At 72.5% G+C, this 15,277-nt stretch carries 11 protein-coding genes; 8 read left to right on the top strand and 3 right to left on the bottom strand.

Annotated features, from left to right (window positions below):
• The first annotated feature begins 4 nt into the window (after nucleotides 1-4).
• Nucleotides 5-1,009 (top strand): ATP-binding cassette domain-containing protein, encoded by a 1,005-nt coding sequence (locus tag ACGF3A_RS21240; RefSeq protein WP_393731762.1) that lies wholly within the window; start codon nucleotides 5-7, stop codon nucleotides 1,007-1,009.
• On the top strand, nucleotides 1,006-1,878 hold the full coding sequence (locus ACGF3A_RS21235; RefSeq protein ID WP_393731761.1) for an ABC transporter permease: 873 nt from the start codon (nucleotides 1,006-1,008) through the stop codon (nucleotides 1,876-1,878). The genes ACGF3A_RS21240 and ACGF3A_RS21235 overlap by 4 nt, the downstream gene beginning before the upstream one ends.
• A 23-nt stretch (nucleotides 1,879-1,901) precedes the next feature.
• Here the strand turns inward: ACGF3A_RS21235 and ACGF3A_RS21230 are convergent, their stop codons facing one another.
• A complete protein-coding gene (locus ACGF3A_RS21230; RefSeq protein WP_393731760.1) occupies nucleotides 1,902-5,270 on the bottom strand; it encodes a BTAD domain-containing putative transcriptional regulator in 3,369 nt (1,122 codons plus the stop codon).
• 449 nt (nucleotides 5,271-5,719) lie between these two features.
• Here ACGF3A_RS21230 and ACGF3A_RS21225 point away from each other — a divergent pair, with 449 nt between their 5' ends.
• Nucleotides 5,720-6,460, top strand: coding sequence for an SDR family NAD(P)-dependent oxidoreductase (locus ACGF3A_RS21225; protein WP_393731759.1), 741 nt, complete (start codon nucleotides 5,720-5,722; stop codon nucleotides 6,458-6,460).
• A gap of 21 nt (nucleotides 6,461-6,481) precedes the next feature.
• Here the strand turns inward: ACGF3A_RS21225 and panB are convergent, their stop codons facing one another.
• Nucleotides 6,482-7,363, bottom strand: coding sequence for a 3-methyl-2-oxobutanoate hydroxymethyltransferase (gene panB, locus ACGF3A_RS21220; protein WP_393731758.1), 882 nt, complete (start codon nucleotides 7,361-7,363; stop codon nucleotides 6,482-6,484).
• A gap of 164 nt (nucleotides 7,364-7,527) precedes the next feature.
• On the opposite strand from panB, the gene ACGF3A_RS21215 reads away from it, so the two are divergent.
• The 4 genes from ACGF3A_RS21215 (at nucleotide 7,528) to ACGF3A_RS21200 (ending at nucleotide 12,567) form a co-directional block, all read left to right on the top strand.
• Nucleotides 7,528-9,141, top strand: coding sequence for an MFS transporter (locus tag ACGF3A_RS21215; protein ID WP_393731757.1), 1,614 nt, complete (start codon nucleotides 7,528-7,530; stop codon nucleotides 9,139-9,141).
• Entirely contained in the window at nucleotides 9,138-9,869 is a 732-nt protein-coding gene (locus ACGF3A_RS21210; RefSeq protein WP_393731756.1) for a TetR/AcrR family transcriptional regulator, read from the top strand. The genes ACGF3A_RS21215 and ACGF3A_RS21210 overlap by 4 nt, the downstream gene beginning before the upstream one ends.
• A 416-nt stretch (nucleotides 9,870-10,285) precedes the next feature.
• Nucleotides 10,286-11,203, top strand: coding sequence for an endonuclease/exonuclease/phosphatase family protein (locus ACGF3A_RS21205; protein ID WP_393731918.1), 918 nt, complete (start codon nucleotides 10,286-10,288; stop codon nucleotides 11,201-11,203).
• A gap of 164 nt (nucleotides 11,204-11,367) precedes the next feature.
• Nucleotides 11,368-12,567 carry an MFS transporter gene (locus tag ACGF3A_RS21200; RefSeq protein WP_393731755.1) on the top strand — a complete coding sequence of 400 codons (1,200 nt, stop codon included), beginning with the start codon at nucleotides 11,368-11,370 and terminating at the stop codon, nucleotides 12,565-12,567.
• Between the two features lie 217 nt (nucleotides 12,568-12,784).
• Here ACGF3A_RS21200 and ACGF3A_RS21195 read toward each other — a convergent pair whose 3' ends face one another.
• A complete protein-coding gene (locus ACGF3A_RS21195; RefSeq protein WP_393731754.1) occupies nucleotides 12,785-14,536 on the bottom strand; it encodes an NAD+ synthase in 1,752 nt (583 codons plus the stop codon).
• Nucleotides 14,537-14,707: 171 nt separating this feature from the next.
• On the opposite strand from ACGF3A_RS21195, the gene ACGF3A_RS21190 reads away from it, so the two are divergent.
• Nucleotides 14,708-15,265: a hypothetical protein gene (locus ACGF3A_RS21190; protein ID WP_393731753.1), complete on the top strand. Its 558-nt coding sequence runs from the start codon at nucleotides 14,708-14,710 to the stop codon at nucleotides 15,263-15,265.
• The last annotated feature ends 12 nt before the right edge of the window (nucleotides 15,266-15,277 follow it).

Genomic DNA, 15,277 nt, shown 5'->3' with positions numbered 1-15,277 from the left:
GGACATGACGCGACAGAAGACGACCACGAATGCCGTGGAGGTCCGCGGACTGGTCAAGCACTTCGGCGAGACCAAGGCCGTGGACGGGATCGATCTCGACGTGCGCGAGGGCACCGTCATGGGTGTCCTCGGGCCGAACGGGGCGGGCAAGACCACGCTCGTCCGGATGCTCTCCACGCTCCTGGTGCCCGACGCGGGCACCGCGACAGTCGCGGGGTACGACGTGGTGCGCCAGCCCCGTCAGCTCCGCCGCACGATAGGCCTCACCGGGCAGTACGCCTCGGTGGACGAGAAGCTGTCCGGCTTCGAGAACCTGTACATGATCGGGCGGCTGCTCGACCTCTCCCGCTCCGACTCCCGCAAGCGGGCCGAGGAGCTGCTGGAGCGGTTCTCGCTGACTGAGGCCGCCAAGAAGCCCGCGAGCCAGTACAGCGGCGGCATGCGCCGCCGTCTGGACCTCGCCGCCTCCATGATCGGCCGCCCCCGGGTGCTGTATCTGGACGAGCCGACGACGGGCCTCGACCCCCGCACCCGTAACGAGGTGTGGGAAGAGGTGCAGAACATCGTGGCGGAGGGCAACACCGTCCTGCTCACCACGCAGTACATGGAGGAGGCCGAGCAGCTCGCCAGCGAGCTGACGGTGATCGACCGGGGCCGCATCATCGCCGAGGGCCGGGTGCCCGAGCTGAAGGCGAAGGTCGGCGGGCGGACGCTGGAGATCCGCCCCCAGGAGCCGGGCGAGCTGAGCCGCATGGTCGGCGCCATCGCGCAGGCCGGGCTCGACGGCGTCGCGGGGGCGACGGCGAGCGAGGACGCGGGCGTCGTGAGCGTCCCGATCGTCAGCGACGAGCAGCTCACCGCGGTCGTCGGCCTGCTCGGCGAGCGCGGCTTCAAGATCGCCGACATCGCCACCCACCTGCCCAGCCTGGACGAGGTGTTCCTGGCCCTGACCGGCCAGACCGCCACCCACGAGGACGAAGAGACGAAGATCGAGGAGGTCGCCGCGTGAGCACCACCACCGTCAAGGCGCCGCCGTCCCCGACGGACTCCGGCCGGAGCGCGGCGCCGGTCAAGCCCGGCACGGACGAGGGCCGGATAGGGATCCGCGCGAACCTGCGGCACATCGGCGCCCTCGTGCGGCGCAACGCGCTGCAGATCAAGCAGGACCCCGAGTCGATGATGGACGCGCTGCTGATGCCCATCATCTTCACGCTGCTCTTCGTCTTCGTCTTCGGCGGCGCCATCGGTGGTGGAGGAGGCGGCGGCAGCCGTGAGCAGTACGTCCAGTACCTGATCCCCGGCATGATGGGGATGATGGGCATGTCCATCGCCATGGCCGTCGGCACGGGCATCAACGAGGACTTCCGCAAGGGCGTCATGGACCGCTTCCGGTCGATGCCCATAGCGCGCTCGTCCGTGCTGATCGCCAAGTCCGTGGTCGAGGTCGGCCGGATGCTGGTGGCCGTGATCGTGCTGCTGACCGTGGGCTTCCTGGTCGGCTTCGACATCCACGGGCACTGGCTCGGCATGCTCGGCGCCATCGGCCTCACCGCGCTCTTCGGCGCGTCGCTGCTGTGGATCTTCATCCTGCTCGGCCTCACGATGCGCACGGCCCAGGCCGTCCAGGGCGTCTCGTTCCTGGTGCTGATGCCGATGCAGTTCGGCTCCTCGGTCTTCGTGCCGACGGGCACCATGCCGGGCTGGCTGGAGGCCTTCACGAAGGTCAATCCGCTGACCCACGTGGCGGACTCGGCCCGCGGGCTGATGCTCGGCCAGGGCGCGGTCGCCTCGCCGGTCATGTGGACCGTGGTGTGGGCCGTGGGCCTCACCCTGGTCACAGCGCCGCTGGCCATCTCGAAGTTCCGCAAGAAGACCTGACGGGCCCCGCGCCGTCGGCCCCGTCAGGGATCCCGCCGCGTCTGTCCCGTCACCAGGGCGACGGCCTCCTCCAGCTGGAGGCCGCCGCCCTCGGCGTACGCGCGCTCGTACTCCTCAGCGGAGAGCGCGGCCCGGACCGCCTCCTCGCCGGCGGCCCGCGCGTCGCGCTCGACGGGGTGCGGGAAGTGGCCCACGGGCGAGGGGGTCAGCCGGTCGTAGGCGCCCAGCAGCCGGGCCGCCGTCCCGGCCTCCCCGAGGTGCGCGAACGACCGTACGGCCGTGAGGATCTGGGCGAGGACGAGGTGCGGCGCGATGGCCGCCGTGAGGAGGTTGCCGCTCCTGCCGAGCGCCACACGCACCAGCCGCAGCGCCTCCTCCCACTCCCCGTCCAGGCAGTGCGTCCAGGCGATCACGCCCTGCAGCATGCCCGCGAACAGCTGGGGCGTCCGCTCGTCGAAGTCCCGCTCCAGCGGCTCCAGGACCTCCCGCGCCCGCGCCGTCCTGCCCTGGCGGCCGAGGCGGATCGCGAGCTGGAACGCGGCGAAGTTGAGCATGTGGCCGCCCGCGCGCTCGGCCTCCTCGAACGACTCCCACAGCAGCCGGTCGCCCTCGGCGCCCTGCTCCGGATCGTCCGTCTCCACCAGCACGCTGCCCAGCCGGGACTTGAGCGTCCACACCTGGCTGTGCGCCCCGAGCCGCTCGGCGAGCCCGATGGCCCGCCGGTAGTCCGCCGCCGCGCGCCCGTACTCCCCGTCCATGCAGTACGCCTCGGCTCGGCCGCCCAGCGCCTCGCTCTCGCCCCAGGCATCACCGAGCCGGACGAACAGCTCCAGCGCCTCCGCCGCGTCCCGGCTCGACTGCGCCCAGTACTCCGGGCGGTCGCTGGTGAGCTTGGCGCGGAGCTGGAGGGCGAAGGCCAGCTCCCACTCGTAGCCCAGCTCGCGGCAGCCCTCCACCATCGCGTCGGTCAGCTCGGCCAGCTTCTCGAAGCGGCCGTCCATGATCCACGCGAAGGTCCACATGCAGCCGGGGAGGCGGCACGTCTGGGGCATCCCCGGGGTGTACGTCTCGGTGACGTTGTGCAGCTCGTCGCGCTTGCCGTGGGACGCGAGCACGGAGCCCTCGAAGCTGTCGGCCAGCGACATCAGCCGCACCCCGCGCCGGGCCTCCGCCAGGAACTCCTCGCTCATCGGCGGCGGCGCGTCCGCGTGGTGCTCGTACACGGGCGGCGCGGGCGTGACGGGCGAGGCGAACGGCGCCGGCCCCAGCGCGGAGACGGCGTCCGCCCAGGTGCGCACGTCGGCCCTGTGGTCACGCAGATGCCAGAACCAGCCCATGCAGAGCGTCAGACAGAGCGCCTCCTGCTCGTCGCGCGCGGCGACGGCGCGGCGCAGCGCGGTGCGGACGTTGTCGTGCTCCTGCTCCAGCCGCTCCAGCCACTCGCCCTGCCGGGGCCCGCGCAGCAACGGATCGGCCGTACGGGCGAGTTCGCGGTACGCCACCAGGTGCGCGCGCTCGGCGGCCGCCCGCTCGCCGGGGACGGTGTCGAGCTTCTCCGCCGCGTACTCCCCGACGGTCTCCAGCAGCCGGTAGCGCATCCCGCGCGCCGCGCCGTCGGGATCCTCCGGGTCCTCCACGGGTACGGCCACGACGAGCGACTTGTCGACAAGTGACCCCAGCAGCGCGGCGGTCGCCCCCGGCGCGCCGCCGCACACCTGCTCGGCCTGCTCCAGCTCGCAGCCGCCGGAGAACACCGACAGGCGCCGCAGCACCGCCCGTTCGGCCTCGTCCAGCAGCTCCCAGGACCAGTCCACGACCGCGTGCAGCGTCTGCTGCCGGGGCAGCACGGTACGGCTGCCGCTGGTCAGCAGCCGGAAACGGTCGTCGAGCCGGTCCGCGAGCTGGCGCGGAGTCAGCGAACGCAGCCGGGCCGCCGCCAGCTCGATCGCGAGCGGCAGCCCGTCCAGGCGGCGGCAGATCTCGGCGCACGCCTCCGGGTCGTCCTCGACACGGAACCCGGCCCTGGCCGAGGCGCCCCGGTCGGCCAGCAGCCGCAGCGCCATCGGATCGGGCAGCGGCTCCACGGGGCGCACGACCTCGCCCGGCACGCCCAGCGGCTCACGGCTGGTGGCCAGCACGGTCACGCCGGGGCACTCCACGAGGAGGGTCTCCGTGATCCGCGCGGCCTCCTCGATGAGGTGCTCGCAGTTGTCGAGCACGATCAGCATGTCGCGCGCGGCGCAGCGCTCGGCCAGCTGTGCGAGCGGGTCCAGCGCGTACGGGTCGGCGGCGGCCTGCAGCTCCTCCGCCGCCGAGGCGCGGATCACGGTCTCCCGGCCGCCGAGCGCGGTGAGCACGGCCTCGGCGGTGTGCTCGGCCCCGCGTACGGGCGCGAGTTCCGCGACCCAGACCCCGTCGCCCCAGCGGTCACCGTCGCCGCCCGACTGGGCCCGGTCGGCGGCCTCCTGCGAGAGCCGGGTCTTCCCGGTGCCGCCGGGCCCGGTCAGCGTCACGAGCCGCGCCTCGCCCAGGGCACGGCCGAGCGCCGCGATCTCCTCCTCCCGCCCGACGAACGAGGTGAGCCGCCCCCGCAGATTTCCGCGTCCGCGGGCGGGCCGTGCCGGACGGCGCGCGCTCTCCAGCTCCGGTGTTTCGGCTTGGAGCAGCTCCGCGTGCAGCGCGCGGAGCCGGGGCCCGGGGTCGGCGCCGAGCTGGTCGGCCAGCAGGGCGCGCACCTCCTCGTACGCGGCGAGCGCCTCGGCCGTACGGCCCGCGTCGCGCAGCGCCCGCAGCCGCAGCGCCTGCAGCGGCTCGTCCAGCGGGTGCTCCGCCGCGAGCGCCCGTACGGTCGGGAGCACCGACTCCGCGTCGCCGAGGGCGAGCGCGGCGTCGAGCCGGTCGCGGCGCGCGGCCAGCTGCCGGGCCTCCGCACGTACGGCCGCGGCGCCGCCGCCGTCCGGAAGATCGCTCAGCGCGGGCCCCTGCCCCTGCCACAGGGCCAGGCCGTCGTCGAGCAGCGCGGCCGCCTTCGCGGGGTCGCCGTCGGAGAGGGCGTGCGCGCCCTCGTCGACGAGCCGCTCGAAGCGGAAGAGGTCGATGTCCTCGCGGTCGGCGGCCAGTTGGTAACCCCCGCCGTCGTGCGAGGTGACGGCCTCCTTGCCGAGTGCCCTGCGCAGCCGGCCCACCAGGGCCTGGACGGCCGCGGTCTCGTCCGCGGGAGCGTCCTCGTCCGCCCACACCTGGGCCGCGAGCTCGCCGGTGCCGACGGTGCGGCCGCCTGCGGCCGCCAGGGCCGTCAGGAGGGCGCGCAGCCGTGTGCCGCCTACGGGTACGGCGGTGCCGTCTTCGCGGGTGACCCGCGTGGCTCCCAGAACGCGATAGCGATAACCCACTCCCACATCCTGCCAGCCGCCGTCCCTCGCCCTCCCGGAGAGCCGCCTCCACCTCACTCCGACTGCCCGGGCAGGCCCTGCCGCGCACCGTGCATCGCGGCCTGCGGCTGCGTAGTGGCTTGTGGCGCAGTTCCCCGCGCCCCTGGCTCTCCCTGCAGCGCTTGGGAAGTCTGCGCTTCTCCCTCCGCCCCTGCGAAGCTTGGGAAGTCTGCGCAAGGCGCAGGGTTGGCAAGCGCAGCCCCCCACGCCGGGTGCCCCGCGCAACGGGGCCGGGTTCGGGGTGCCCCGGGCTGTGCTTCGCGGGCTGCCGCCGCGCTGTGGCTGGTCGCGCAGTTCCCCGCGCCCCTAATCGGGCAAGCCCCGACGTGTCGTGACCGGTCGCGCCCCGCGGCGGAGCCGCAAATCAAGCACAGCCTCGTTCCCCTGCAGGGGCCCATAGGGTCGAGGGCATGGATCTCAGCGGGAAGTCGTGTGTGGTCACCGGGGCCGGGAGTGGGATTGGGCGGGCGACTGTGGAGTTGTTCGTGCGGCTCGGCGCGCGAGTGACCGCCACGGACAGGGACGGCAGGGGGCTGGCCGCACTGGGCGACGACGTCGCGACCGTCGTCGGGGACGTGTCGGACGACGGGGACGCCCGGCGCATGATCGAGGCGGGCGTCAAGCACGGCGCCGGCCTGGACGTCCTCGTCGCGAACGCGGGCATCATCCCGCTCGGGGACATCCGAGAGACCACTCCGGAGGAGTGGGACGAGGTCATGGGGATCGACGGCCGGGGGATGTTCCTGACCTGCAAGTACGCCATCGAGGAGATGACCCGTACGGGGAAGGGCGGGTCCGTCGTGTGTCTGTCGTCGATCTCGGGGCTGGCGGGCCAGGCCCGCCAGGCGGCGTACGGCCCCGCCAAGTTCGTCGCGACGGGCCTCACCAAGCACCTCGCCGTCGAGTGGGCGGCGCACGGCATCCGCGTCAACGCGGTCGCGCCCGGCACGATCCGTACCGAGCGCGTGGCCGCGCTGCGCGAGGAGCCGGGCGGCGCTGAGTACCTGGAGACGATGGCCGGGGCGCACCCCATGGGGCGGCTGGGGGAGCCGGAGGAGGTGGCCCGGGCCATCGCGTTCCTGGCGTCGGACGCCGCGTCGTTCGTCACGGGTGCCGTACTGCCCGTCGACGGGGGATATCTGGCTCAGTGAAGAACCACGGGCAGCACGGCTTCAGTTGACCGTGTGCTCCGGCGCCGGGAACGTGCCGTCCACGACCTCGTCCGCGAACGCGGCCGCCGCCTCGGAGAGGGACGCGCGCAGGTTCGCGTACTGCTTGACGAAGCGGGGGAGCTTGCCTGGCGTGAGCCCCGCCATGTCCGTCCAGACGAGGACCTGCGCGTCGCACCCGGCGCCCGCGCCGATGCCCACCGTGGGGACGTGCAGGGAGCGGGTGACCTCGGCGGCGACCTCGCCCGGCACGAGCTCCAGGACCACGGCGAAGGCGCCCGCGTCCTGGACGGCCTTGGCGTCCCGCAGGAGCTGCTGGGAGGCCTCCTCGCCCCGGCCCTGCACCCGGTAGCCCATCGCGTGGACGGACTGCGGGGTCAGGCCGATGTGGGCCATGACGGGGATGCCGGACCGTACGAGCAGGTCGATCTGGTCGGCCGAGCGCTCGCCGCCCTCCAGCTTCACGGCTCCGGCCCCGGCCTCCTTGACCAGCCGGGTGGCGCTGCGGAGGGCCTGGACGGCACCTTCCTGGTACGAGCCGAAGGGCAGGTCGGCGACGACGAGAGAGCGCTTCGTGCCGCGTACGACCGCCGCCGTGAGCATCGTGATCTCGTCCATGGTGACGGGGACCGTCGTCTCGTAGCCGAGGTGACAGTTGCCCATCGAGTCGCCGACGAGGAGGACGGGGATGCCGGACTCGTCGAAGACGGACGCGGTCATGGCGTCGTAGGCGGTGAGCATGGGCCACTTCTCGCCCCGCTCCTTCGCCAGGGCGAGATCGCGCACCGTCACACGCCGGTTGCGCTTCCCGCCGTAGAGGGCGGAGGGCTGCTGGGAGTCGGACTGCTTCTGAGCATGGGCATGCTGCCGCGACTGCTGCTGCATAGCGGAAAGCTCCTGTTGTCGAGTCTCGAAGCGCCCTGATGGCGTCTCCGGATCCACGGCCCATGCTGGCACGTCGCCCTGGCGTCCGGTAGGGCCCCAGGACTTTGGAGAGGCTTTATTCGATACGGAACGGTGCCGTATCGAAATTGAGCTACGCTCCCGGCATGAGCACCTCCGCCACGCGCGGCGACGCCGCGCGCATACCCGACACCGGACACCCGCGCCGCTGGGCGATCCTCGCCGCGCTGATGCTCGGCCTGCTGATCGTCGTGCTGGACAACAGCATTCTCAATGTGGCCATGAGGGTCATGGCGCAGCCCGGGCCCACCGGGCTGGGGGCCACCCAGGGCGAGCTGGAGTGGGCCGTCAACTCCTACACGCTCGTCTTCGCCGGGCTCCTCTTCACCGCCGGGCTGCTCGGTGACCGGCTCGGCCGCAAGAAGGCGCTGCTGGCAGGGCTCGTCGTCTTCGGCGCCGGATCCGCGCTCGCCGCCCTCTCCTCGGCGCCGGGCGAACTCATCGCGTACCGCGCCCTGATGGGCGTCGGCGGCGCCTTCGTGATGCCCGCGACGCTCGCCGTCCTGGTGAACGTCTTCCCCCGCGAGGAGCAGCCCAAGGCCATCGGCGTCTGGGCGGGCGGCGTCGGGCTCGCCATCGCCGTCGGGCCCGTCACGGGCGGCCTGCTGCTCCAGCACTTCTGGTGGGGCTCGGTCTTCCTCGTCAACGTGCCCATCGTGCTCGTCGCGCTGGTCGCCATGGCCCTGCTGGTCCCGGACTCGCGCGACCCCGCGCCCGGGCGGATCGACCCGCTCGGCGTGCTGCTCTCCGTCGCCGGGCTCGTGCTGCTCGTCTACGGGATCATCAAGGGCGGCCAGCTCGCCGACTTCACCGACCCCGAGGTGCTCGCGACGGCGGGCGGCGGGGCGCTGGTCCTCGTCGTGTTCGTGCTCTACGAGCGCCGCGCCGCGCACCCGGCGCTGGACATGAGCTGGTTCCGCAACCCGGCCTTCTCCGCCGCCGTCTCCGCCATCGCGTTCGTCTTCTTCGCGCTGATGGGCGTGACCTTCTTCTCCGCCTTCTACCTGCAGAGCGTGCGCGACTTCTCGCCGCTGGAGGCGGGGCTGCTGATGGTGCCGCTGGCCGTCGCGCAGATGATCTTCGCGCCGCGCGCGCAGCGCGTGGTGGCCCGCTTCGGGGCCAAGGCCGTCTGCGCGGTGGGCCTGGTCGGTGTCGCCGCCGGGATGTGGGCCCTGATGCTGCTCGACGAGACGACGCCGATCTGGGTGCTGGAGGTCATCTTCTTCGTCCAGGGCACGTCGATGGCGCACATCATGCCGCCTGCCACCGTCTCGATCATGCAGTCGCTGCCTCCCGAGAAGGCGGGCTCGGGCTCGGCCGTCAACAACACGTTCCGGCAGGTCGGCGGCTCCCTCGGGGTGGCGGTCCTGGGCTCACTGCTCTCCGCGCGCTACCGCGCGGGCGTCGAGGACGACCTCACCGCGCTGCCCGAGGGCGCGCGGCACTCGGCGGGCGAGTCCATCGAGGCGACGCTCGGCGTCGCCCAGCGGCTCGGCCCCGCGGGGCGGGCCCTGGTGGACCCGGCGAAGGCCGCGTTCGTCGACGCCATGCACGTCACCGTGGCCGTGGCGGGCACAATCGCCCTCGTGGGCGCGGCTGTCGTGGCTGTCTGGCTGCCCGGCAGGCCCGCCGCCACCCCGGAGGAGAACCGGGGGGTGAACGACGAGGAACCAGAGGAACCAGTGGGAGCACGACGGTGACCGGAACCGGTACGGCGAAGGGCGAGGGCGAGCACGCGGACACGGGAGCGGGTGAAGGCCCCGACGCAGACGCGGGCGCAGGCGCAGACGCAGACGCGGGCGCGGGTACGGACGCGGGCGCGCGGCGGGGCCAGGGGGCGCCCGTCCGGCGGGGGCGGCCGCGCAGCGAGGCCGTGGAGCGCGCCATCGTCGACGCCGTGCTCCACCTCCTGGAGGAGGGCACCTCCATCGACGCGCTCACCGTCGAGGGCATTGCGCGCACGGCGGGCGTCGGCAAGGCCGCCGTCTACCGCCGCTGGTCCGGCAAGGACGAGCTGCTGCTGGAGGTGCTCCGCGAGCTGGAGGAGCCCGCGTTCGACGGGCCCACCGACGGGCCCGTACGCGAGATCCTCGTCGCCGTCCTGGAGTGGCAGCGCCGGATGGCCCTCGCCAAGCGCGAGTCGGCGCTGCTGCGCGCGATGACCGGGCACGTCAAGAGCCATCCCCGGCTGTGGGAGCAGTACCACGACACCGTGATAAAGGCCCGCCGCGAGATGCTCCAGGACGTGCTGCGGCGCGCCGTAGCCTCCGGCGAACTGCGGGACGACCTCGACCTCGCTGTGCTCGCCGACCTGATCACCGGGCCGATGCTGGTCCGCATCGTGCTGCGCCCCTGGGACGACGTCCCCGAGGAGCTGCCCCGCGAGCTGGTCGACGGGGTGCTGGAGGGCGTACGCCGCCAGCCGTGAGCCAGCCGTGAGCCGGGCGTCGGCCGGATGTGACATGACGTACGGTGCGCTCCGGGAACCCGCGGAACCCGGAAATCCACCCTCCACCGGCCGGAACCTGGCACACCTCTCCGCACGTCCCACATCCCGTACGGGTTCACTGCGAACCGCAGCACACCCGAACGATCCAGACGAGCGGGGCACCCCTCGGCGAATCCCTCACCCTTCGTGACCGGTTTTTCCTGATATCCCCCGCTGTCGCCTATCGTTCAACGGGCACCAGCACAGGCAAGTGAGGACGGCGGATGGCGCGCGTGTACACCCCGGAGGCCCACCACTCGGCGGACGGCGCCGACGACCGGGAGCGGGGCGGCTTCCTGTCGCGGCACTCCGGCAGCCGGGCGCGCGGCGCCTTCGGCCGCTGGGGCGGCGAGGGCATGTGGCGCCGGGGCTGGGTGCTCGCCGTCTGCGCGCTGCTCCTCGCGCTGGCCTTCCTGCTGCACTCCTCGATCCCCAACTCCATCGGCAACCTCGGCTCGCTCTGGGAGACCTTCCTCCCCTGGGGCGGCGTCCTCGTGGTCGTCCTGCTGGTCCTGGCCGTGCTGCGGCGCTCCGCCACGGCGCTGATCGCGCTGCTGCTGCCCGTCGTGGTGTGGGTCAACCTCTTCGGCGGCCTGCTCACCGGCAAGTCCGGCACGGGCGGCGACCTCACGGTCGTCACGCACAACGTCAACGCGGAGAACCCCGACCCCTCCGGCACCGCCCGCGACCTCGCCGGGAGCGGCGCCGACATCATCGCGCTGGAGGAGGTCTCGGCCGGGCAGAAGGCGACGTACGAGAAGGGGCTCGGCGCCTCGCACCCGCACCACAAGGTCACCGGCACGGTCGGGATCTGGAGCAAGTACCCGATGAAGGACGTGCGGCCCGTCGACATCAAGATGGGCTGGCCGCGCGCCATGCGGGCCACCGTCGAGACGCCCAAGGGCGAGGTCGCCGTCTACGCCGCGCACCTGCCCTCCGTCCGCGTCCAGTTCCGCGCGGGCTTCACCGCCGGGCAGCGGGACGCCAGCGCCGAGGCGCTCGGCGAGGCCATCTCGCACGACAAGGCCGACAAGGTCGTCCTCCTCGGCGACCTCAACGGGACCATGAACGACCGCGCGCTCGCGCCCATCACCTCGCAGCTGCGCTCGGCGCAGGGCGCGGCGGGCGACGGCTTCGGCTTCAGCTGGCCCGCCTCGTTCCCGATGGCGCGGATCGACCAGATCATGACCAAGGGTGCCGACCCCGTCTCGGCCTGGAACCTGTCGTCCACGGGCAGCGACCACCTGCCGATCGCGGCGTCGCTCGACCTCTGAGCCTTTCTGAGCTCTGCGGGGCATTTCCTTTTGCGTGGGGGAACAGAGGGCTGCGAGACTTTGTTGCCACTTTGTTCTCGCTGAGAACTTACCGCTGAGGCACCGGCGCCTCGCGGCCCCCTCCAGCCCTCCCCCCTCGTACGCGGAAAGGTCCTCGCTGCCCCATGCCCATAGCCCTGCTCGCCCTGGCCGTCAGCGCGTTCGGCATCGGCACCACGGAGTTCGTGATGATGGGGCTCCTCCCCAACGTCGCCGACGACCTCGGCACCTCCGTGCCCACCGCCGGTTACCTCGTCTCCGCCTACGCCCTCGGCGTCGTCATCGGAGCCCCGCTGCTCACCGCCTTCGGCGCCCGCGTCCCGCGCAAGCGGATGCTCCTGCTGCTGATGGGCCTCTTCACCGTCGGCAACCTCGCCACGGCCCTCGCCCCCGGCTTCGGCACGCTGCTCGCCGGGCGCGTGCTCGCGGGGCTGCCGCACGGCGCGTTCTTCGGCGTCGGCGCGGTCGTCGCCACCCGGCTCGTACGGGAGGGACGCGCGGCCCGCGCCGTCGCCACGATGTTCCTCGGGCTGACCGTCGCCAACGTCGTCGGCGTACCGGCGGCCACCGCGCTCGGGCAGCAGCTCGGCTGGCGCGCCACGTTCCTCGTCGTGACCGGCATCGGGCTGGTCGCGATCGCCTCGCTGGCGGCGCTGATCCCGCAGGTGCCTGCCGAGGGGCAGGCGGGCATCCGCCACGAGATCCGGGCCCTCGGCAACCGCCAGGTCCTGCTGGGGCTGCTCACCGCCGTCTTCGGCTTCGCCGGGATCTTCGCGGTCTACAGCTACCTCGCCTCGATGATGACCAAGGTCACCGGCTTCTCCGAGTCCTCGGTCACCGTCGTCCTCGCGCTCTTCGGCGTCGGCATGACGCTGGGCACGCTCATCGCCGGGCCGCTGACCGACCGCGCGCCGCGCTACACGCTCTACGGCGGTCTCGGCGGGCTCTCCGCGATGCTGGTCCTCTTCCACTTCGCGGCCCAGGCGAAGTGGGCCTCGCTCGTGATGGTCGTCGTCCTCGGCGTCACCGGGTTCCTCATCACGACCCCGATCCAGATGCTGGTGATGCGGGCCGCTTCGCATGCGCCGACCCTGGCCTCGGCCTCCAACCAGTCGGCCTTCAACCTCGCGAACGCGGGTGGGGCGTGGGTGGGAGGAGCCGTGATTGCCGCTGGCTGGGGTTGGACCTCACCGACTCTCGTCGGGGCAGGCCTGGCCCTGATCGGCCTCTTGATCGCCATGCTGGCTGGCCGTAGTGAGAAGAGGGCTTCACGGATCGTCGCCCGTAACGAAGCGGTTCCGGTGGCTACGACGACGTCGAGCTGAGCCCTTCGGGACTGCCGGGTCCGGGCTGCCCCGTCCGGTGCTTCGCGGGCTGCGGCTGCGTCGCGGCCGGTCGCGCAGTTCCCCGCGCCCCTGTTCGGGCACTTCGGAAGGTGCCCCGTCAGGGGCGCGGGGAACTGCGCGCCAAGCCACCGCGCGCCTGCAGTCCGCGACGCGACAGCAAGGGGCAAGGAGTCACCGGCGAGGCGAAGCGCAGCGGTCAGCGCTCGCGCCAAGCGCTCGTGATCGGCAACCGCCGGTCCTTGCCGAAGCCCTTGGGGGAGATCTTCGTGCCCGGCGGGTACTGGCGGCGCTTGTACTCCGCGCGGTCCGTCATCGCGAGGATGCGATGGACGGTCTCCGCGTCGAAGCCCTCGGCGATGATCTCGGCCGCACCGAGGTCACGGTCGACGTACCCCTTCAGGACGCGGTCCAGCACGTCGTAGTCCGGGAGGGAGTCCGTGTCGACCTGGCCGGGGCGCAGCTCCGCGCTCGGCGGCTTGGTGATCGAGTTCTCCGGGATGGGCGGGGTGTGGCCCCGCTCCAGCGCGGCGCGGTTGCGCCACTTCGCGAGGCGGAAGATGTTCGTCTTGTAGACGTCCTTGATCGGGCCGTACGCGCCGACGGAGTCGCCGTAGAGCGTCGAGTACCCCACCGCCAGCTCGGACTTGTTGCCCGGCGCGAGGACGATGTGGCCCTCCTGGTTGGAGACGGCCATCAGCAGGGTGCCGCGCAGCCGGGACTGGAGGTTCTCCTCGGCGAGCCCGGTCAGGCCGAGCGACTCCATGTACGTGTCGAACATCGGGCCGATGGGGACCGTGCGGAAGTGCAGCCCCGTGCGCTCGGCGAGCTCGGCGGCGTCGTCCTTGGAGTGCTCGGAGGAGTAGCGCGAGGGCATCGCGATCCCGTACACGTTCTCGGCGCCGACCGCGTCGCAGGCGAGGGCGGCGGTGAGGGCCGAGTCGATGCCGCCGGAGAGGCCGATGAGGACCGAGCGGAAGCCGTTCTTCGCGGCGTAGGCGCGCAGGCCGACGACGAGCGCGGTGTAGATCTCCTCGTCGTCCTCCAGGCGGGGCGCCTCGCTGCCGGTGACCTCCGGCTCGTACGGCGCGAGGGGCTCGGCGGAGAGCACCCGGTGGTCGATCCGCAGCCCGTCGTCGACGACGCCCGAGGGCGGCTCCGGAGCGGCCTCGGGGAGCTCCAGGTCCAGGACCACGCAGCCCTGCTCGAACTGGGGGGCGCGGGCGATCACGCCGCCGTCGCGGTCGACGACGATCGAGTCGCCGTCGAAGACCAGCTCGTCCTGGCCGCCGATCATCGCCAGGTACGCGGTGGTGCAGCCCGCCTCCTGGGCCCGCTTGCGGACGAGGTCGAGGCGGGTGTCGTCCTTGTCCCGCTCGTACGGCGAGGCGTTGATGCTCAGCAGCAGGCCCGCGCCCGCGCTGCGCGCGGCGGGGACCCGGCCGCCGTCCTGCCACAGGTCCTCGCAGATCGCGAGCGCGACGTCCACGCCGCGCACGCGGATCACGGGCATGGTGTCGCCCGGGACGAAGTAGCGGAACTCGTCGAAGACGCCGTAGTTCGGCAGGTGGTGCTTGGCGAAGGCGAGCGCGACCTCGCCGCGGTGCAGCACCGCCGCCGCGTTCCGCGGGGCGCCCGCGGGCTGGCCGTAACGCGGCTGGGCCTGCTCGGAGCGGTCCAGGTACCCGACGACGACGGGCACCTCCCCGAACCCCTCCTCGGCGAGCCGCCCCGCCAGCGCCCGCAGCGCGGCCCGGCTGGCCTCCACGAAGGACGCCCGCAGCGCGAGGTCCTCGACCGGATACCCGGTCAGCATCATCTCGGGGAACGCGACGAGATGCGCCCCCTGCTCGACGGAGTGCCGCGTCCACCGCAGGACGGACTCGGCGTTCCCTTCGAGGTCACCGACGGTGGAGTCGATCTGATTCAGGGCGAGACGTAGTTGAGCCACGCCTGAAGTGTAATCGTCGGCCTGACGTTATGTGAGTGACGTTGGTCCCTCGCAGCGCCTGGCAGGGCCTTTCGGACCCTGGAGTGACACCCGCGGGAAGCCGGACCCTGGCGACCAGGCTCGCCGCGTGCGGGCGGTGAGCCCGAGCCACCGCACGAGGGGGGTTTACCCATGACCGATCAGTACCTCCAGCCAGGCCCGCCTCCCCTTCCGCAGGGCGAGCCGCCCAGGAAGTCCTGGATCGCCCGGCACAAGTTCCTGACGGTCCTCCTCGCAGCCCTCGCGGTCGTCGTCATCGTGGCTGTGGCCAACGCCGCCGGGGGCGGGGACGACTCGTCCGGCAAGACGCCGGAGAAGGAGACATCCGAGGAGAAGGCGAAGCCGGAGAACGAGAAGAAGGAGAAGGAGAAGGCGAAGCCCGAGGCCAAGCAGGACAAACCCGTCGTGCTGGCCGGGCAGGGGAAGAAGGTGACCAGGAAGGCCGAGCTGTCGGGCGACTACGTGGCCAGGATGGCCGTGCGGGGCAACCTGCAGAACGGGGTGGAGGGCAACTTCATCGTGACGGGACACGGGCCCGGCATCGAGAGCGGGCTGGCCGATGAGGCCGGGCTGGCCAACGAGATCACCAGCGGCGGCACCTTCGAGGCGCCGCTGAAGGACCTGGACGGTCAGTACTACTTCTCGGTCGAGGCGACCGGCTCGTGGACGATCACCCTCACCCCCAACTGACGGCACCGGCGC

The organism is Streptomyces sp. NPDC048172, from assembly GCF_043202595.1.
Taxonomy (GTDB): Bacteria; Actinomycetota; Actinomycetes; order Streptomycetales; family Streptomycetaceae; genus Streptomyces.
Note: the sequence above shows the minus strand (reverse complement) of the source record. Positions and strands in the feature narration are given on the sequence as shown.